This is a genomic window from Amycolatopsis sp. NPDC003676 (assembly GCF_053587275.1).
Window position 1 is genome coordinate 13,335 of record NZ_JBSFNS010000065.1, and the last position, 14,087, is coordinate 27,421.

The window sequence follows — 14,087 nt, forward strand, 5'->3', positions numbered from 1 at the left end:
GGCGGAGGCTTGCGGATGAGGATCGGAGAGGTGGCGGAGCGCGCCGGGGTCAGCGTGCGTTCGCTGCGCTACTACGAGCAGCAAGGTCTGCTCGAATCGACGCGTACGGCCGGCGGCCAGCGGCGGTACGGCGACGATGCGGTGTCCTGGGTCGGGCTGATCCAGCAGCTTTACGCGGCCGGGCTGTCCAGTGCGACTATCCGCGAGTTGATGCCGTGCCTGCACGCGGGCGTCAGCACGCCGGAGTCGCGCGATCGGTTGCGCACGGAGAAAGCCCGGCTGGACGAGTACATCTCCGGTCTCGAACGCACGCGGGAGCGACTGGAGGCGATGATCGAATTGGCGGAGACGCCGAATCCGCATTGCCCGGTCGTGCTGGGTTAAAGCGCGGCGAAGGTGTCGTTGAGGATCTTCACGATCGCTCGCGGGGTGCCGGGGATGAGTTCGGTCCGGCCGTCGGTCGTTCGGTAAGTGAGAATTCGGCCGGATTTCACGTCGGCGGCGAGGATCGGGCCGCCGGTGAGGTGCCGGCCATTCGCGCGCCGGCCGACGTAGAGCTCGTGCGTTGCTTCCGCCGGTTGATTCAGCGTCGAGGCGAGGTATTCGTGGCTGTTGGTCTCGTCGAACGGGTCCGGGGCGGAGTCGGTCGCGGGGGTGACCGAAACGGACCGCACTGGCGCGCCGGGGATTTGCGGAAGCGTGCCGAAAAGCGTCGTGGCCAGCCGGGTCGGTGCGGCTGGCTGGATTTCGACCAGGCCGTCCTGCGCGGAAATCAGAATCGCGGCTTGTTCTCGTTGCGCGACTATGCCGGTCCGCTGGATTCCGCCGCGTAATGCCGACCAGGCGAAGTACTCGCGTTCGGCGTCGGCGAGGACTTGCAGGGTGGTGCGCAAATACGCGGACGGTGCGTCGTTGTCCGCGAGGCCGAGCCGGGCGAGGAGATTGATGGTGGCGGCGTGAAGTTCGCGGTGTGCGCCGGTTTTGACCCAGACTCGCTTCGCGCGCAGCATCGGATGCTGTTCGCCGAGATCGAGCATGTCCCAGACGACCGAGAGTGCTTCGACGGGCAGGGTCACCGCCTGAGCGACGTCCTCCCGCACCTGCGCCCCCTCTCGCAATCGCCATAAGCACGGTAGCCGATTGATTACCCGCGTGGTGTTGGTGTCAGCAATTGCGGACAGGTAGCAATTCTGGAAAGCCACCTCCGGCTAGACGTGAACGCTATAGGCATTCATGCTCTGATTATTCCTGCTCTGGCCTTGGCGGCGGTAGACGTGTGTGATTAACCGACGATGGCCAAGCCTCCGATCTCCGCCGCGACGCGCACCGTTGGCGAACGCGTGCGCGAATTCCGCAACGAGGCGGGGCTGAGTCAGGAACAGTTGGCCGAACTGGCCGGAGTGCACTGGACGTTCGTGAGCCAGGTCGAACGCGGGCTGCGCAACATCAATCTGCACAACTTGCTCAAATTCGCCGACGGTCTCGGCGTGAATCCCGCCCGGCTGGTGGACGGGCTGCGTCCGCCGTCGGGCGATCAGTCCACTGTAGACGGCCGCAGCACCTGACGAAGCGTGCCCTCGCGAATCAGCAGAATCTGCGTAATCACCTGCAGCCCCACGAAGAACGCGATCGACAGCCCGGCATCGAGCGCGGGGACGTCGTCGACCGGCAGCGTGTACGCCATCCCGATGCTCAGTCCACTGTGGACCAAACTGCCGACGCCCCACACCACCGTCAGCGCCCGCCACGCCCGGCGGAACGACGGCCGCTCATCCCACGCCGCGTCCAGCCGGGAGCCACGGCCGGGCAGCAAGGCGCGGGCCGCTTGATAGGTCGTCGGATATTGGCCGACGACCAGGCTCGCGAGCAGCCAGACCCCGGCCAGCGTGCTGAACCAGGCACCGCGCACGAGCATCAGCCGCGCGTCGCCGGTCATCAGCGTGGTGGCCAAACCGACGGCCAGGAACATCAGGACGAGCAGCCCGATCCCGTCCACGCGACGCCGGGTGACCAGCGTGTACAGCACGCGCAGCGCGGGCGGCAGGCCGCTGAGCAGCAGTGCCCACACCGGCGGGACGTCGAAGGCGCGGAGCAGGTAATAGCCGCCGACTGGCGCGCCGAGGTCGATCAGCAGCGCGGCCAGCGACGAGCGGAATTCTTTCCCCATGCCCCGAGTTTCGGCGCGCGGGCACCTCAGGACATCGTCGAGCTGGTCAGCCCGGCATCCACCGAACGGTGGAGGCCGGGCCGCGAAAACGTCAGACCGGCAGCTTGCGGAAGATCTTCCGCGGCACGTGCCGCAGGATCGACATCACCAGCCGGAACTCCGACGGCGACCAGACGAGCTCCTTGCCCTTGCGCGCCGCGTCGACCGCCACGTCGGCGACCTGCTCGGCGGTCCGGGTCAGCGGAGCGTCCTTCATTCCGGCGGTCATCTTGGTCTTGACCTGGCCCGACCGGACGACGGTCACCTGCACGCCGTGCGGCGCGAGCGCCTCGCCGAGACCGAGGTAGAAGCCGTCGAAACCGGCCTTGGTCGAGCCGTACACGAAGTTCGACCGGCGGACCCGCTCGCCCGCCACCGACGACAGCGCGATGACCTTGCCGTGGCCCTGCGTCTTCAGCTTCTCCGACAGCGCGACGCCGACCGACACCGCGGCGGTGTAGTTCACCGTCGCCAGCTCAACGGCCTTGCCGTGGTCCTGCCACAGCTCCTCGGCCTCGCCGAGCAGACCGAACGCGACCACCGCGACGTCGATGTCACCGCCGGCGAACGCCTCGTCCAGCACCTTCGGGTGCGAGGCGAGGTCGTTGGCGTCAAAGGCCACAGTGGACACTTCGGCACCGCGATCCTTCAGGCGCTGCGCGGCTTCCTCCAGCCGCGGCGAAGGACGGGCGGCCAGTACGACCCGCAGCGGCTTCTCCGCGAGGTACTTCTCCGCGATCGCCAGCGCGATGTCGGACGTGCCGCCGAGCAGCAGCAGGGACTGGGGGTTACCGACCGCGTCGATCACAGTGCGAGCCTCCGGCTCATGTCAGAGGCGAAAACGCCTTCGGGGTCAACGGAAGCGCGCACCTTGCGCCACTCCTCCAGCCGCGGGTACATCTTCGCGAACGTCTCGGGCGAGGTGCGCGAGTCCTTCGCGGTGTACAGGCGGCCGTTCGCGTCCAGGACCATCTCGTCCATTTCCTCGCAGAACCGGCTGAGCCCGTTCTTGATCGGGAAATCGACGCTCAGCATCCAGCCCGGCGTCGGCCAGGACATCGGGGACGGGTTCGAGTCGCCCATCCGCTTGAACACGTTCAGGAACGAGTAGTGCCCGGACCGCGAGATCGCCCGGCAGATGCCCTTGAGCTGCTCTTCCGCGCCGAACGGCACGGAGAACTGGTACTGCAGGAAGCCCTTGCTGCCGTAGCCGCGGTTCCACTCGCTCAGCATGTCGAGGGGGTGGTAGAACTGCGTCAGGTTCTGGATCTTGCCGCGCGCGCCCTTCTTGGGCACGGTCTGCTGCCACAGGTTGCCCATCATGGTCGAGGTCAGCTTGTTGACCAGACCGCTGGGGAACACGTCGGGCAGCGTCAGCAGCTGCGGCGCGTCGAAGCGCAGCGGGTTGGCGCGCAGTTTCGGCGGCAGCTGGTCGAGCGTGGCGAGCGAACCGCGGGAGAACGTCGCGCGGCCGAGGCGGCTGTCGGACGAGATCAGGTCCGGCACCGACATCGAGTAGTCGTAGTTGAGGTCTGAACCATCGGTGAAGAGCCCGAGGGTCTCGTCGAGGTTCGAGGTGCGGTCGGCGTCCACGTAGAAGTAGGCCGATTCCGTCTTCTTCATCCGCACGGTCGCGCGGACGATGATCCCGGTAAGTCCGATTCCCGCCACCGTCGCCCAGAACAGCTCCGAATCCGGGCCCTCCGGGGTGAGCGTGCGCACGGATCCGTCGGCGGTGAGCAGGTCCATCGACACCACGTGGTTGCCGAAGCTGCCCGCCGAGTGGTGGTTCTTGCCGTGGATGTCGTTGGCGATCGCGCCGCCGATCGTCACCTGGCGGGTGCCCGGCAGGACCGGGACCCACAGGCCGTACGGCAGCGCCTCGCGCATCAGCTTGTCGAGGCTGACGCCCGCGTCGAGGTCGACGAGGCCGGAGTCCGGGTCGATCGAGTGGATGCGGTCGAGCACGGTCATGTCGACGACCAGGCCGCCCGCGTTCTGCGCCGGGTCGCCGTAGGACCGGCCGAGGCCGCGGGCGATGACCCCGCGCGGGCCTGCGGAGGCGACGGCTCGGGCGATAGCCTCGACGTCGCGCGTGCTCAGCACGTCGGCGACGGTCCCGGCGGTGCGGCCCCAGCCGGTGAGCGTGCGGCGCTGTGTCTCGGGTGCTTGGGTCACGCGGACCAGGGTAGCCACGCCGAACACCGCCCGGAACGTGACCCTGAAGTGCCCGCTTCTACACTTTGCGCATCAAGGCACAAGCGTCCGAGCGTCGAAGTGGGTAATACGGACACTGACGCAATAGGCCGAGAAGGTATTCCAAGTGGTGGCTACAGAACCGCAGAGTGACCAAGCGCAGCAGGCGCCCGGGGGCCCCGGGCTGCTGGGCCAGCTGATCCGCTTCGCGGCGATCGGCGGCTTCTGCGCCCTGCTCGACCTGGGCACGTACTCGCTGCTGCGTGCGGTCGGCATGGACGCCACGCCGTGGGTGGACATCGCGCGCGCGATCAGTTTCATCGTGGGCACGACCACCGCGTTCTTCTTGAACCGGCGCTTCACCTTCGCTGCGGGCAAGCGCGAGGGGAACGCCCAGGTCGGCGGGTTCGTTCTGCTGTACGCGGTGACCTTCTTCGTGACGATCGGCGTGAATCGGCTCATGCTGAACGTGCTGCCGGAGATGGCGTGGAAGGCCACGCTCGCCTGGGTCGTGTCCCAGGGGACGGCCACCGTGATCAATTTCGTGATGCTCAAGTGGGTCGTGTTCCGTGTACGGCCGGTAAAGGAGAACTGAGTTCGATGCCCGGTAAAGCAGCCCCGGTCGCGGAGGCGGCCCCCGCAGGCCAGACGCGGTTCGCCGAACACGCCCCCGAAGGCAGGCTCACGGCCCAGCGCGGGCTGTACGCCGGGCCGGCTCCCATCGTCAGCAAGGACATGTACGCCGAGGTCCTGCAGGGCAACGCCCAGCGCGATCGCGGCAGCGTGACGCTGGAGCCGTCCGCGAAGGTCACCGGCAACACCTACTTCGGCCGCTTCCCGGCGAGCTACTGGCAGCGCTGGACCACCGCGACCGAGGTCAAGCTCGAAGCCGTCGTCACCGGCGACGGGCTGCTGTCGCTCGGCGCTTCCGACATGCTCGGCGACCCGCGCGTGGTCGACGCGCAGCAGGTCTCCGGCGCGAAGAGCGCCAAGGTCGAGCTGACCGGCAAGCTGGACAAGTTCTACGACGGCGGCGCGCTGTGGCTCGACCTCGAGACCGAGGGCGGCCAGACGCTGCGGGTCGAGCAGGTCCGCTGGACCGTCGACGCGCCGGAGACGATCCGCCCGACCGCGGTCACCATCTGCACGATGAACCGCGCCGACGACTGCCTGAAGAACCTCCAGGCGCTCGCCGCGGACGTGTCCTCGCTGGACACCCTCGACGCCATCTACGTCGCCGACCAGGGCACCGACCTGGTCGAATCGCGCGAGGGCTTCGAGCAGGTCGCGAAGGACCTCGGCGAGAAGCTGCACTACATCAAGCAGCCGAACCTCGGCGGCGCGGGCGGCTTCACCCGCGGCCTGTACGAGGTGGCCGGGCACACCGCCACCGAGCACGCGAACGTGCTGTTCATGGACGACGACGTGCTGCTCGAGCCGGACCTCGTCGTGCGCATGACGGCGTTCTCCAACCGCTCGGCCAACCCGATCATCGTCGGCGGCCAGATGCTCAACCTGCTGCACCCGAACCAGCTGCACGTCGGCGCCGAGTACGCCCGGCTGAACACGCTGGAGCCGGGGCAGCCGGTGCAGCACTCGCTGTCCACCGCGGACCTGCTCGGCGTCGACGAGGACGGCAACCCGAACCGCCAGGAACGCCGCCTCGACGCCGGGTACAACGGCTGGTGGTCGTGCCTGATCCCGTACGAGGTCGTCAAGGCCATCGGCTACCCGCTGCCGTTCTTCTTCCAGTGGGACGACGCGGAGTACTCCTACCGCGCCCGCGAATACGGCTTCCCCACGGTGACCCTTCCGGGCGCCGGCGTGTGGCACGCGGACTTCCACTGGAAGGACTGGGACGAGTGGCACCGGTACTTCAACCTGCGCAACTCGATCATCACCGCCGCGCTGCACTCGCCGTTCAACCTGAACCTGCTCTCGCGCGTGCTGATGGCGCAGCTGGTGCGCTACCTGCTCGGCATGCAGTACGGCCTGTCCGCGACCCTGATCAAGGCGGTCGAGGACTTCCTGGAGGGCCCGGAGGTCCTGCGCGACGGCGGCGTCGAGGCGATGAAGGAGATCCGCCGGATCCGCGACGCGTACCCGGAGACCAAGCGGCACAAGGCCACTGACGTGCCGGGCATCGCGTCCAACGACATCGGCATCATCAACAGCGCGCCGCGGCCGAGCATGCAGCGGCTCGTGCTGATCAAGCGCATCCTCGACAAGGCGCTCGGCCGCAGCCGCTTCGGACTCGGCGCGGTGCCGATCGACGAGGCGCACTGGTGGCACATCGCGCTGTTCGACACCGCCGTGGTCACCGACGCGTCGCAGGAAGGCGTGCGCGTGCGCAGCTACGACAAGGTCAAGATGTTCGACCTCGCCAAGCGCGGCGCGAAGGTGATCAACCGGCTGCGCAAGGAAGGCGCGGGCGTGCAGGAGCAGTACAAGCGCGCGATGCCGGAACTGACCTCGCGCGAAAACTGGAAGCGGCTCTACGAGCTGTGATCGGCTGAGCTGGTCCGAAAAGGGCGTCTCGCGTTCGGCGAGACGCCCTTTTTGTCTTTTTGGGTAGCTTGGTTTCATGGCCGACCTGGTTTCCCGTGCGCGCGCTCTCGCCGACGACCTGTTGTTTCCCGCGGCCGCCGAGGTGGACCGCCACGGCGTGGTGCCGCGGTCGCATTTCGACGCGCTCGCCGAGGAAGGTTTCTACGGTCTCGCCGCACCCGATTCCGGGGTGGATCTCGACCAGTTGGTCGGCGTGCTCGAAGCGCTGGCCGGCGGGTGCCTGAGCACCGCGTTCACCTGGCTGCAGCACCACGGTCTCGTCGCCGGGCTGGCCGCGACGGACCGGGAAGACCTGCGTGAGCGATATCTGGCGGACCTGATCAGCGGACGGCTGCGCGCGGGCGTCGCGTACGCGGGGGTGATTCCGACGCCGCCGCGAGTGCGGGTCGAGCGCGTCGACGGCGGTTATCGGTTCGACGGCGAAGCGCCGTTCGTGAGTGGCTGGGACGCGATTGATCTGCTGCAGCTGTCCGGCCGCGACGGTGACACGGTGGTCAATGCCCTGGTGTCGCCGATCGTCGGACACAGCCTGGTCGCCGAACCGTTGACGCTCATGGCCGCGCAAGGCACCGCGACGGTGCGGCTGAAGCTCGACAATCACTTCATTCCGGACGAATCCGTTTTCGCCCAGGTCAGCTATGACAAATTCGTGGCTGGCAATACGTTCGCGGCCCGGCTCAACGGGTGCGCGCCGCTTGGATTGGCCGAGCGGTGCGCCACCTTGATCGAGGCCGCTGGCGAGGAGGAAACGGCGACGGCGTTGCGGTCCGAACAGGACGAAATCCGGCGTCGCCTCAACGCCGGTCTCGCCGACCCGGCCACGCTCCCGGCCGCCCGCGCGGCCGGAGCCGACCTGGCGTACCGGTCGGCGGGCGCGCTCACCGCCGCGACGGGCAGCCGCGCGGTGCTGGCCGGGGCGCACGCCGGCCGTCTGGTGCGCGAGGCGACGTTCCTGCTTGTCGCCGCGAGCAGACCGGAGATCCGCGCCGGGCTGCTCGAACTCGCGCGGCGCTAAACGGACAGGCCGAATTTGCCCTTTCGGCTCAAATCGTCGACATAGGCGGCTGCCACGTGGACGAAATTCACGGAAACAGTGTTGCCGTCCCGGGTTTCGAGCGAGTGGACGCCGCCGTGTTTGAGTAGGTCGGGAAGCTTTTCCTGGACGGTCTCGGAACTGTCGGCGGTGAGCGGGAAGATCAGCGGCTCTCCGCCTGCCGAGAGGTGCAGGACCAGTGCTGGTTTGGGATCTGCCATGCCTTCATGGCAGCAGTGGGTGATCATCGGCGGCAAGAGCGGTTCGCCGACAGCGGATCCGCTCACAGCGGAAGCCGGGCTACGCGGTTTCGGCAAGCCGGTCCGCGACGGTGCGGGGTTCGCGGCCGAGAAGCTCGGCCAGCAGCGGGCCCGATTCGGCGAAATAACCGGCTCGGGTGGCCTGGTACCAGGTGAGCATGAACCGGGCCGCCTGCTCCGGGACCCCGTTCGCGATCTGTTCGGCAACCCATTGTTCGTCGTCCAGGACGACGCGATTGATGGTGCGACCAGTGAGGTCGGAAGCGATTTTGGCGAAATCGTCGAAAGTGACGGCGGTCGGCGCGGCGAGGGTGACGGGGCCGTCGACGGAGCGGTCGCCGGTGAGGAGGGCCGCGGTGGCCTCGGCGATGTCCGCACGATCGGTGTACGGGACGGGTCCGTCTGCTGGCTGAGCGATCTCGCCGGTCCGCTGCCACGGGCCGAGCACCTGGTCGAGCGGGCCGTAAGCACCGTTGCGCAGTGCGGTCCAGGCGACTCCGGAGTCGCCGAGGATCGCTTCGGTGGCGAGGTGTAGGTCCGACGGCCCATACGGGTTGCCGGGGGCGGCACCGTGCTGGCTTGTGTAGAGGATCCGCCCGGCACCGGCCGCGACGGCCGCGTCGATGGCGCGTCGGTGCAGGCTGACCAGGTCGGCGGCGGGGTCGTTGCCGGAGATCAGCAGGACCTGGTCGGCACCCGCGAATGAGTCGCCCAGATCCTCGTAGGAGCCCTGTCGCACGCGAACGCCGCGGTCGGCGAAGTGCCGCGCCTTGGCGGGATCGCGGACGCTGACGCCGATCTGATCGGCGGGTACGCGCTTGAGGAGGTGCTCGACGGTGGCACTGCCCAGCCCGCCGGTAGCGCCGGTGACAACGATCATTTCCCCTGGTCTCTTCCTCGGGAGCTTAAGTTGACTATGCGGGTCAACTTCTTCCAGCATCGACCTTAGGTAAGCTGACTGGAAGAGTCAACTTACGTGGAGAGACGAGGTCGCGGTGCCCGCGGAATCCCGGCTGCGCGCCGACGCCAGGCGCAATTCCGAGCAGATCCGAACCGCTGCCATCGGCGCCTTCCAGGGGCGGGGCCTGACGGTCCCGCTGGAGGAGGTCGCCAAGGCGGCGGGAGTCAGCAAGGCGACGATCTTCAACAGGTTCGGCGGTCGGATCGGGCTCATCGAGGCGGTTATCGAAGAGGTCGTCGCGACGGAACTGTTCGCGGTCATCGACCACATGCGGACCGTCGACGACATCGGCGAGCGGGTCGGTTGCTACGTCACCGCGCTGCGCGATCTCCAGTACCGCCAGCCCTCCGTCAACGACGTCCTGCTGCAGACCTATCCGAACTCGCCGCAGCTCATGGAGATCTGCCGGGTCGGGGGCGAGGCCAACGAAGAACTCGTCGCGGCCGCGCAAGCCGCCGGGACGCTGCGGCCGGAGTTCACGGCGGGCGACCTGCACGCCTTTGTCGTCGAGACCGCTCTCGCCCTCAAACACGGCGAGCGGCCTCCCCGGGACGCCTACGACCGTCGCACCGCTTACTTCCTGAACGGAATCCGAACACCGCGCTCCGCGTGACGCGCTCGTGGCGCCGATGGCCGCGACGGTGCGGAGTGGACTACGGTTTCGCCGGGGAGAGACCGGATTTAGGGGTGGGTCGTGCCGTACACGTTGACGCTGTCACCGGCAGCGGTAGATCTCCTGCTGGCGGAACTCGGGCTCGGCCGCGCGCCGCTGCCGTTCGTGGTGCCGCACATCGGCATCACCGGCGAGGAACGCGCCGCCGTGCGCGCCGCCGTCTTCCGTGACCTCGACAGCCGCGGCCTGCTGCGGCGCGGGACGATCGACGACGACGTCGAGATCGCGCTCGCCACATTCGCCAAGCCCGGCCTCGCGGTGTCCGCGGCGGCCAAGATCGGCGACGAGCAGCTGTTCGCGCGGGTGGCGTCCAACGGCCAGTTCGCGGTGCTCGTCGTCCAGCGGGACGGGATGTTCAGCTTCGAGGAGGTCCGCCCGACCGGCATCGTCCCGGCGATCGTCGACCTGCTGCCGCTCACGCCCGCCGCGGCGGGGCAGTCGGTGACCGTCGCGCGGCCGTCGAAGCAGCCGGTCCGGGGCGACGCGTACGACCCGTTCGCCGGGGTCAGCGGCCCGCGCACGCACAATCCGCAGCTCAGGGCCGTCCAGCGGATCTTCGAGAAGCCGCGGCTGGCGGTCGGTCAGTTCACGCCGTACGTGAGCGACGGCAACGGCCACGAGCGGGCGCTGCCGTCGCTCGCGTGGTTCGACACCGAACTCGGCCGCTACCTGCTCAGCACGCGCGATTCCAGCGACGGCAACCGCTGGCTCACCTACGCGCCGGCGGACAATGCCCGTCTGGCCCAACAACTGTTCACCCAGCTTGAAGGCTATTCGGCAAACGCCTGACCGGAGCGGCTCGCGTCGGTAAACTCCGGCGCATGAGCACTGATCCGCTGGCGGCAGGCGGGCTGAACGCCAAGGGCATCGCCGAAGCCGCGGCCGAAACGCACAAGCTGGCCGGCACCGCGAAAGCCGGCGGGTTCAGCATCGACGGCGACGCACTCGGTGACCTGCGCAAAGCGCTCACCGACATGGTCACGCGCCTCGAACGGCTCAAGCCGCAGACCCAGGCGCTGACAACCGCGCCGAAGCTCGGCAGCCACCCGTACGGGCACACCGTGGCCGAGCACGACCGCAAGAGCGGCTCTGACGCCCCTGGCGCGGCCCTCGACGTGCTGGACCAGTTCGGCCGGATCCTGAAGGAGGCCGACGAAGCCCTCGCGCGCGCCGGCGGGGTCTACACCGAGAACGAGAGCCAGGCCATCGACTCCCACCGCGCCGTGAAGGGCAGCACCGAATGAACACGCCGCAGCCAGGGCTCGCGCCGTCGGACGCCGACTACCTCGGGCACCCGCATCAGCAGCTGAAGTCGTACGTCGAGACGAATCTCGACGTGGAGCAGGTTTCGTCGGTGTCGCACGCGTACACCGAGGTGCAGAAAGCGTTCGAGGAGTTCGCGACGCAGCTGGGCGAGGCCGTGAAGAAGGCCGCGCACGCCTGGAGCGGCGAGGCCGCGGCCGGTGCGCAGGCGTATTTCGTGAGCCTCGCCGAATGGGCCGAGGCGAATGGCCAGAATGCGAAACTGGCTGCGCAGATCATCGAGGAACAGGCGTCCGCCGCGCAGGCGGCGAAGCACTCGATGCCGGACGCGGTCCCGTTCGACTGGTCCGAGGAATTCGACAAATGGTCGCACGCGAGTCCGCTCGAAATGAGCAATGAGATCGACGCGACGCTGAAGAAGCAGCAGGACAGCCGTTCCGCGCACGAACAGGCCGCGGAGACAATGTCGAAGTACGACGCTTCGCTGCACGAGACCGGGTCGAAGCAGCCGGCTTTCGCGCACCCGCCGAAGTTCGGCGTCGCGGCCGGTGGCGGTGCTGCGGTGGCTATGCCGACTGGTCCTGAGCACCACGACGCTGCTCCCGTTCCGGCCAGCCCTGCTCCTGCTGTGGCTGACGCTGGCTCGGCCTCCGCGGCTGGCGGCGGCGGTGCGGTGGCTGGGCACGCGAGCGCCCCGACCGTCAGCGGCCCGAGCCAGTTCACCGGCGCGGTGCACCAGGCGATGCCGGACAGCGCGACAACGGCGGCCGGTTACGCCCCGCCCGCCGCGCAGTCGGCCCCGGGCGGCGGCAACGCTGGAGCTGCCGGAATGGGCATGGGCGCGATGCCCATGGGCGGCATGATGGGCGGTGGCGGCGGAGGTTTCGGCGCCGACGAGGAACACCAGAGCAAGGTCGGCCGAGGCGGCGGCTCCTTCGGCCCCGGCGACGGCGCAATGGAGCCAGGAGCGGCCGACGTCGCAGCCGGCGGCATGGGCGGCGCCCCGGCCCGCCCGGGTATGGGCTTCGGAGCCCGCCCGTACGACGACAGCCTCAACCAGCCCGCGTTCGTGATGGAAATCGAGGACGACGACGAGGTGTTCGGCAGCGGGCATCGCTCCGCGCCGCCGGTCATCGGGGAATAGCTTGAATGTCCGTTGTGGACGGTGGGGTTAGCGCACTGTCCACAACGGACTAGCCGGTTCAGTACCGGTAAAACTTCTCCGCCCGTCCCTGCCGGACCAGCTTCAGCCACTGCAGGAACGCCTTCGGGTCCCGCTTCACGCCCACGAAATACAGGCCGAAGCGCACAACCTCCAGCGCCCCGATCTTCCGCATTCCCGGCTGCGACAGCAAATACCCGCGGTTGCGGTACGTGTAATACCGCTTGACCTCGTTCTCCGGGTCCTGTGCGTGGAATTTCCCGCCCAGCATCGGCTTGAATTCGTCCGAGCCGTCGGGGTGCAGGTAGGTCGTGCGCAGCGACGTGCCGAACGGCAGGCCGGACCGGACGAGGCGGCGGTGCAGTTCGACCTCGTCGCCGCGGAAGAACAGGCGCAGGTCGGGCACGCCGGTGACGTCCAAAGTGGACGAACGGAACAGTGCGCCGTTCATCAAAGACGCGATGCCGGGCAGGAAATCCGTGCCCAGTTCGGCCGACGAGCGTTTCCAGGTGAGGCCGCGACGCAGCGGGAAAGCCAGCTTCGCCGGGGCGTCGATGTTGGCCACCACCGGGGAAATCTCGGCGAGGCCGCGTTTTTCGGCTTCCTCGAGCAGGATCTCGAGCACGTGCTCGTCCGCGGGGCGGCCGTCGTCGTCGGCGAGCCAGACCCAGTCCGCGCCGAGCGACAGCGCGTGCAGCATGCCGAGCGCGAAACCGCCCGCGCCGCCGAGGTTCCGGTGCGACGGCAGGTACGTGTACGGAAGCGGGTAGGCCTCGACCACGTCCCGCGCGGACTTGTCCGGTCCGTTGTCCACCACCACGAGGTGGTCGACCGGCCGGGTTTGTGCGGCGATGATTTTCAGCGAGTCCGCGAGCAGCTCGCGCCGGTGCCGCGTGACCACCACGCCGACGACGGCGCCCTCGGGCAGCTCTCGCGTCTCGCCGGTCATCATTCCCCGCCGTTCGTCGTGGTCGCGGGCTCGATGCCGAGGCGCTCGAGACCTTCCTGGCTCATGTTCTCGAACGGGTCGCGGCCCTTGTACTCGGTGAGCACCTCGCGCAGCGAACCCTGCTTCTTGACGTGGCCTTCGTCCATCCAGATCGCGGTGTCGCACAGCTCCATCAGGAACTCGTCGGAGTGGTTCGCGAACACCAGGATGCCGGAGCGCTTGACCAGGTCCTTGAGCCGGTCGCGGGCCTTGTTGAGGAACGCCGCGTCGACCGCGCCGATGCCCTCGTCGAGGATCAGGATCTCCGGGTCGATCGAGGTCACCACGCCGAGCGCGAGCCGCACCCGCATGCCGGTGGAGTACGTCCGCAGCGGCATCTGCAGGTAGTCGCCGAGTTCGGTGAACTCCGCGATGTCGTCGACCCGCTTCTCCATTTCCTTGGCGCTCATGCCGAGGAACAGGCCGCGGATCAGGATGTTCTCGACGCCGGAGATCTCCGGGTCCATGCCGATGCCGAGGTCGAACACCGGCGCGATCCGCCCGACGATCCGCGACGAGCCGCGGGTCGGCTCGTAGATCCCGGCGAGCAGCCGCAGCAGCGTGGACTTGCCCGCGCCGTTGTGCCCGACGAGACCGACCCGGTCGCCTTCGCGGAGGCTGATCGACACGTCGTGCAGCGCCTCGATTATCGGCACCTTTTGATCGGAGCTGATCTTGCCGCCGACCTTGCCGAGCACGCGTTTTTTCATCGAACGCGTCTTCGCGTCGAAAATCGGGAAGTCCACGTACGCGTTGTGGACGTCAATGCTGACCATC

The 14,087-nt window shown here is 68.2% G+C and carries 17 protein-coding genes; 9 read left to right on the top strand and 8 right to left on the bottom strand.

All coding sequences use genetic code 11. From position 1 onward, the window contains the following. The first annotated feature begins 15 nt into the window (after positions 1–15). On the top strand, positions 16–384 hold the full coding sequence (locus tag ACWDNU_RS29675; protein ID WP_449671326.1) for a MerR family transcriptional regulator: 369 nt from the start codon (positions 16–18) through the stop codon (positions 382–384). Here ACWDNU_RS29675 and ACWDNU_RS29680 read toward each other — a convergent pair. After that, positions 381–1,100, bottom strand: coding sequence for an ESX secretion-associated protein EspG (locus ACWDNU_RS29680; protein WP_449671327.1), 720 nt, complete (start codon positions 1,098–1,100; stop codon positions 381–383). The genes ACWDNU_RS29675 and ACWDNU_RS29680 overlap by 4 nt on opposite strands. A gap of 192 nt (positions 1,101–1,292) precedes the next feature. On the opposite strand from ACWDNU_RS29680, the gene ACWDNU_RS29685 reads away from it, so the two are divergent. Further along, positions 1,293–1,565, top strand: a complete 273-nt coding sequence (locus ACWDNU_RS29685; RefSeq protein WP_370932569.1) for a helix-turn-helix domain-containing protein — start codon at positions 1,293–1,295, stop codon at positions 1,563–1,565. Here ACWDNU_RS29685 and ACWDNU_RS29690 read toward each other — a convergent pair. The 3 genes from ACWDNU_RS29690 to ACWDNU_RS29700 all read right to left on the bottom strand — a co-directional run bounded on the left by ACWDNU_RS29690 (position 1,535) and on the right by ACWDNU_RS29700 (position 4,384). After that, positions 1,535–2,167: a VC0807 family protein gene (locus tag ACWDNU_RS29690; RefSeq protein ID WP_370932568.1), complete on the bottom strand. Its 633-nt coding sequence runs from the start codon at positions 2,165–2,167 to the stop codon at positions 1,535–1,537. The two genes, ACWDNU_RS29685 and ACWDNU_RS29690, sit on opposite strands and share 31 nt — an antisense overlap. A gap of 91 nt (positions 2,168–2,258) precedes the next feature. Then, on the bottom strand, positions 2,259–3,014 hold the full coding sequence (locus tag ACWDNU_RS29695; RefSeq protein ID WP_449671328.1) for a decaprenylphospho-beta-D-erythro-pentofuranosid-2-ulose 2-reductase: 756 nt from the start codon (positions 3,012–3,014) through the stop codon (positions 2,259–2,261). Further along, positions 3,011–4,384, bottom strand: a complete 1,374-nt coding sequence (locus ACWDNU_RS29700; protein ID WP_449671329.1) for an FAD-binding protein — start codon at positions 4,382–4,384, stop codon at positions 3,011–3,013. The genes ACWDNU_RS29695 and ACWDNU_RS29700 overlap by 4 nt, the downstream gene beginning before the upstream one ends. A 145-nt stretch (positions 4,385–4,529) precedes the next feature. On the opposite strand from ACWDNU_RS29700, the gene ACWDNU_RS29705 reads away from it, so the two are divergent. From ACWDNU_RS29705 to ACWDNU_RS29715, 3 genes are all read left to right on the top strand, one after another. Then, positions 4,530–4,997 (top strand): GtrA family protein, encoded by a 468-nt coding sequence (locus tag ACWDNU_RS29705; protein ID WP_370932565.1) that lies wholly within the window; start codon positions 4,530–4,532, stop codon positions 4,995–4,997. A 5-nt stretch (positions 4,998–5,002) separates the two neighbouring features. Further along, on the top strand, positions 5,003–6,910 hold the full coding sequence (locus tag ACWDNU_RS29710; RefSeq protein ID WP_370932564.1) for a glycosyltransferase: 1,908 nt from the start codon (positions 5,003–5,005) through the stop codon (positions 6,908–6,910). Positions 6,911–6,986: 76 nt separating this feature from the next. Next, positions 6,987–7,985: an acyl-CoA dehydrogenase family protein gene (locus tag ACWDNU_RS29715; RefSeq protein WP_449671330.1), complete on the top strand. Its 999-nt coding sequence runs from the start codon at positions 6,987–6,989 to the stop codon at positions 7,983–7,985. Here the strand turns inward: ACWDNU_RS29715 and ACWDNU_RS29720 are convergent. Both ACWDNU_RS29720 and ACWDNU_RS29725 read right to left on the bottom strand, forming a co-directional pair. Beyond that, positions 7,982–8,224 carry a hypothetical protein gene (locus ACWDNU_RS29720; RefSeq protein WP_344282872.1) on the bottom strand — a complete coding sequence of 81 codons (243 nt, stop codon included), beginning with the start codon at positions 8,222–8,224 and terminating at the stop codon, positions 7,982–7,984. The two genes, ACWDNU_RS29715 and ACWDNU_RS29720, sit on opposite strands and share 4 nt — an antisense overlap. A 79-nt stretch (positions 8,225–8,303) precedes the next feature. Continuing rightward, positions 8,304–9,143, bottom strand: a complete 840-nt coding sequence (locus tag ACWDNU_RS29725; protein WP_449671331.1) for an NAD(P)H-binding protein — start codon at positions 9,141–9,143, stop codon at positions 8,304–8,306. Positions 9,144–9,258: 115 nt separating this feature from the next. On the opposite strand from ACWDNU_RS29725, the gene ACWDNU_RS29730 reads away from it, so the two are divergent. The 4 genes from ACWDNU_RS29730 (at position 9,259) to ACWDNU_RS29745 (ending at position 12,304) form a co-directional block, all read left to right on the top strand. Beyond that, a complete protein-coding gene (locus ACWDNU_RS29730) occupies positions 9,259–9,837 on the top strand; it encodes a TetR/AcrR family transcriptional regulator (RefSeq protein ID WP_449671332.1) in 579 nt (192 codons plus the stop codon). Positions 9,838–9,918: 81 nt separating this feature from the next. Then, on the top strand, positions 9,919–10,686 hold the full coding sequence (locus tag ACWDNU_RS29735; protein ID WP_449671333.1) for an ESX secretion-associated protein EspG: 768 nt from the start codon (positions 9,919–9,921) through the stop codon (positions 10,684–10,686). Between the two features lie 32 nt (positions 10,687–10,718). Next, positions 10,719–11,141, top strand: coding sequence for a hypothetical protein (locus tag ACWDNU_RS29740; RefSeq protein WP_449671334.1), 423 nt, complete (start codon positions 10,719–10,721; stop codon positions 11,139–11,141). Beyond that, entirely contained in the window at positions 11,138–12,304 is a 1,167-nt protein-coding gene (locus ACWDNU_RS29745; protein ID WP_449671335.1) for a hypothetical protein, read from the top strand. The genes ACWDNU_RS29740 and ACWDNU_RS29745 overlap by 4 nt, the downstream gene beginning before the upstream one ends. Positions 12,305–12,362: 58 nt before the next feature. Here the strand turns inward: ACWDNU_RS29745 and glfT1 are convergent, their stop codons facing one another. Together glfT1 and wzt are read right to left on the bottom strand one after the other, a co-directional pair. Continuing rightward, on the bottom strand, positions 12,363–13,271 hold the full coding sequence (gene glfT1, locus ACWDNU_RS29750; protein WP_370932557.1) for a galactofuranosyltransferase GlfT1: 909 nt from the start codon (positions 13,269–13,271) through the stop codon (positions 12,363–12,365). Next, the gene (gene wzt / locus ACWDNU_RS29755; protein WP_344281688.1) at positions 13,271–14,086 is read right to left on the bottom strand and encodes a galactan export ABC transporter ATP-binding subunit Wzt/RfbE; all 816 of its coding nucleotides are present in this window, start codon (positions 14,084–14,086) and stop codon (positions 13,271–13,273) included. The genes glfT1 and wzt overlap by 1 nt, the downstream gene beginning before the upstream one ends. Position 14,087 lies beyond the last annotated feature (1 nt).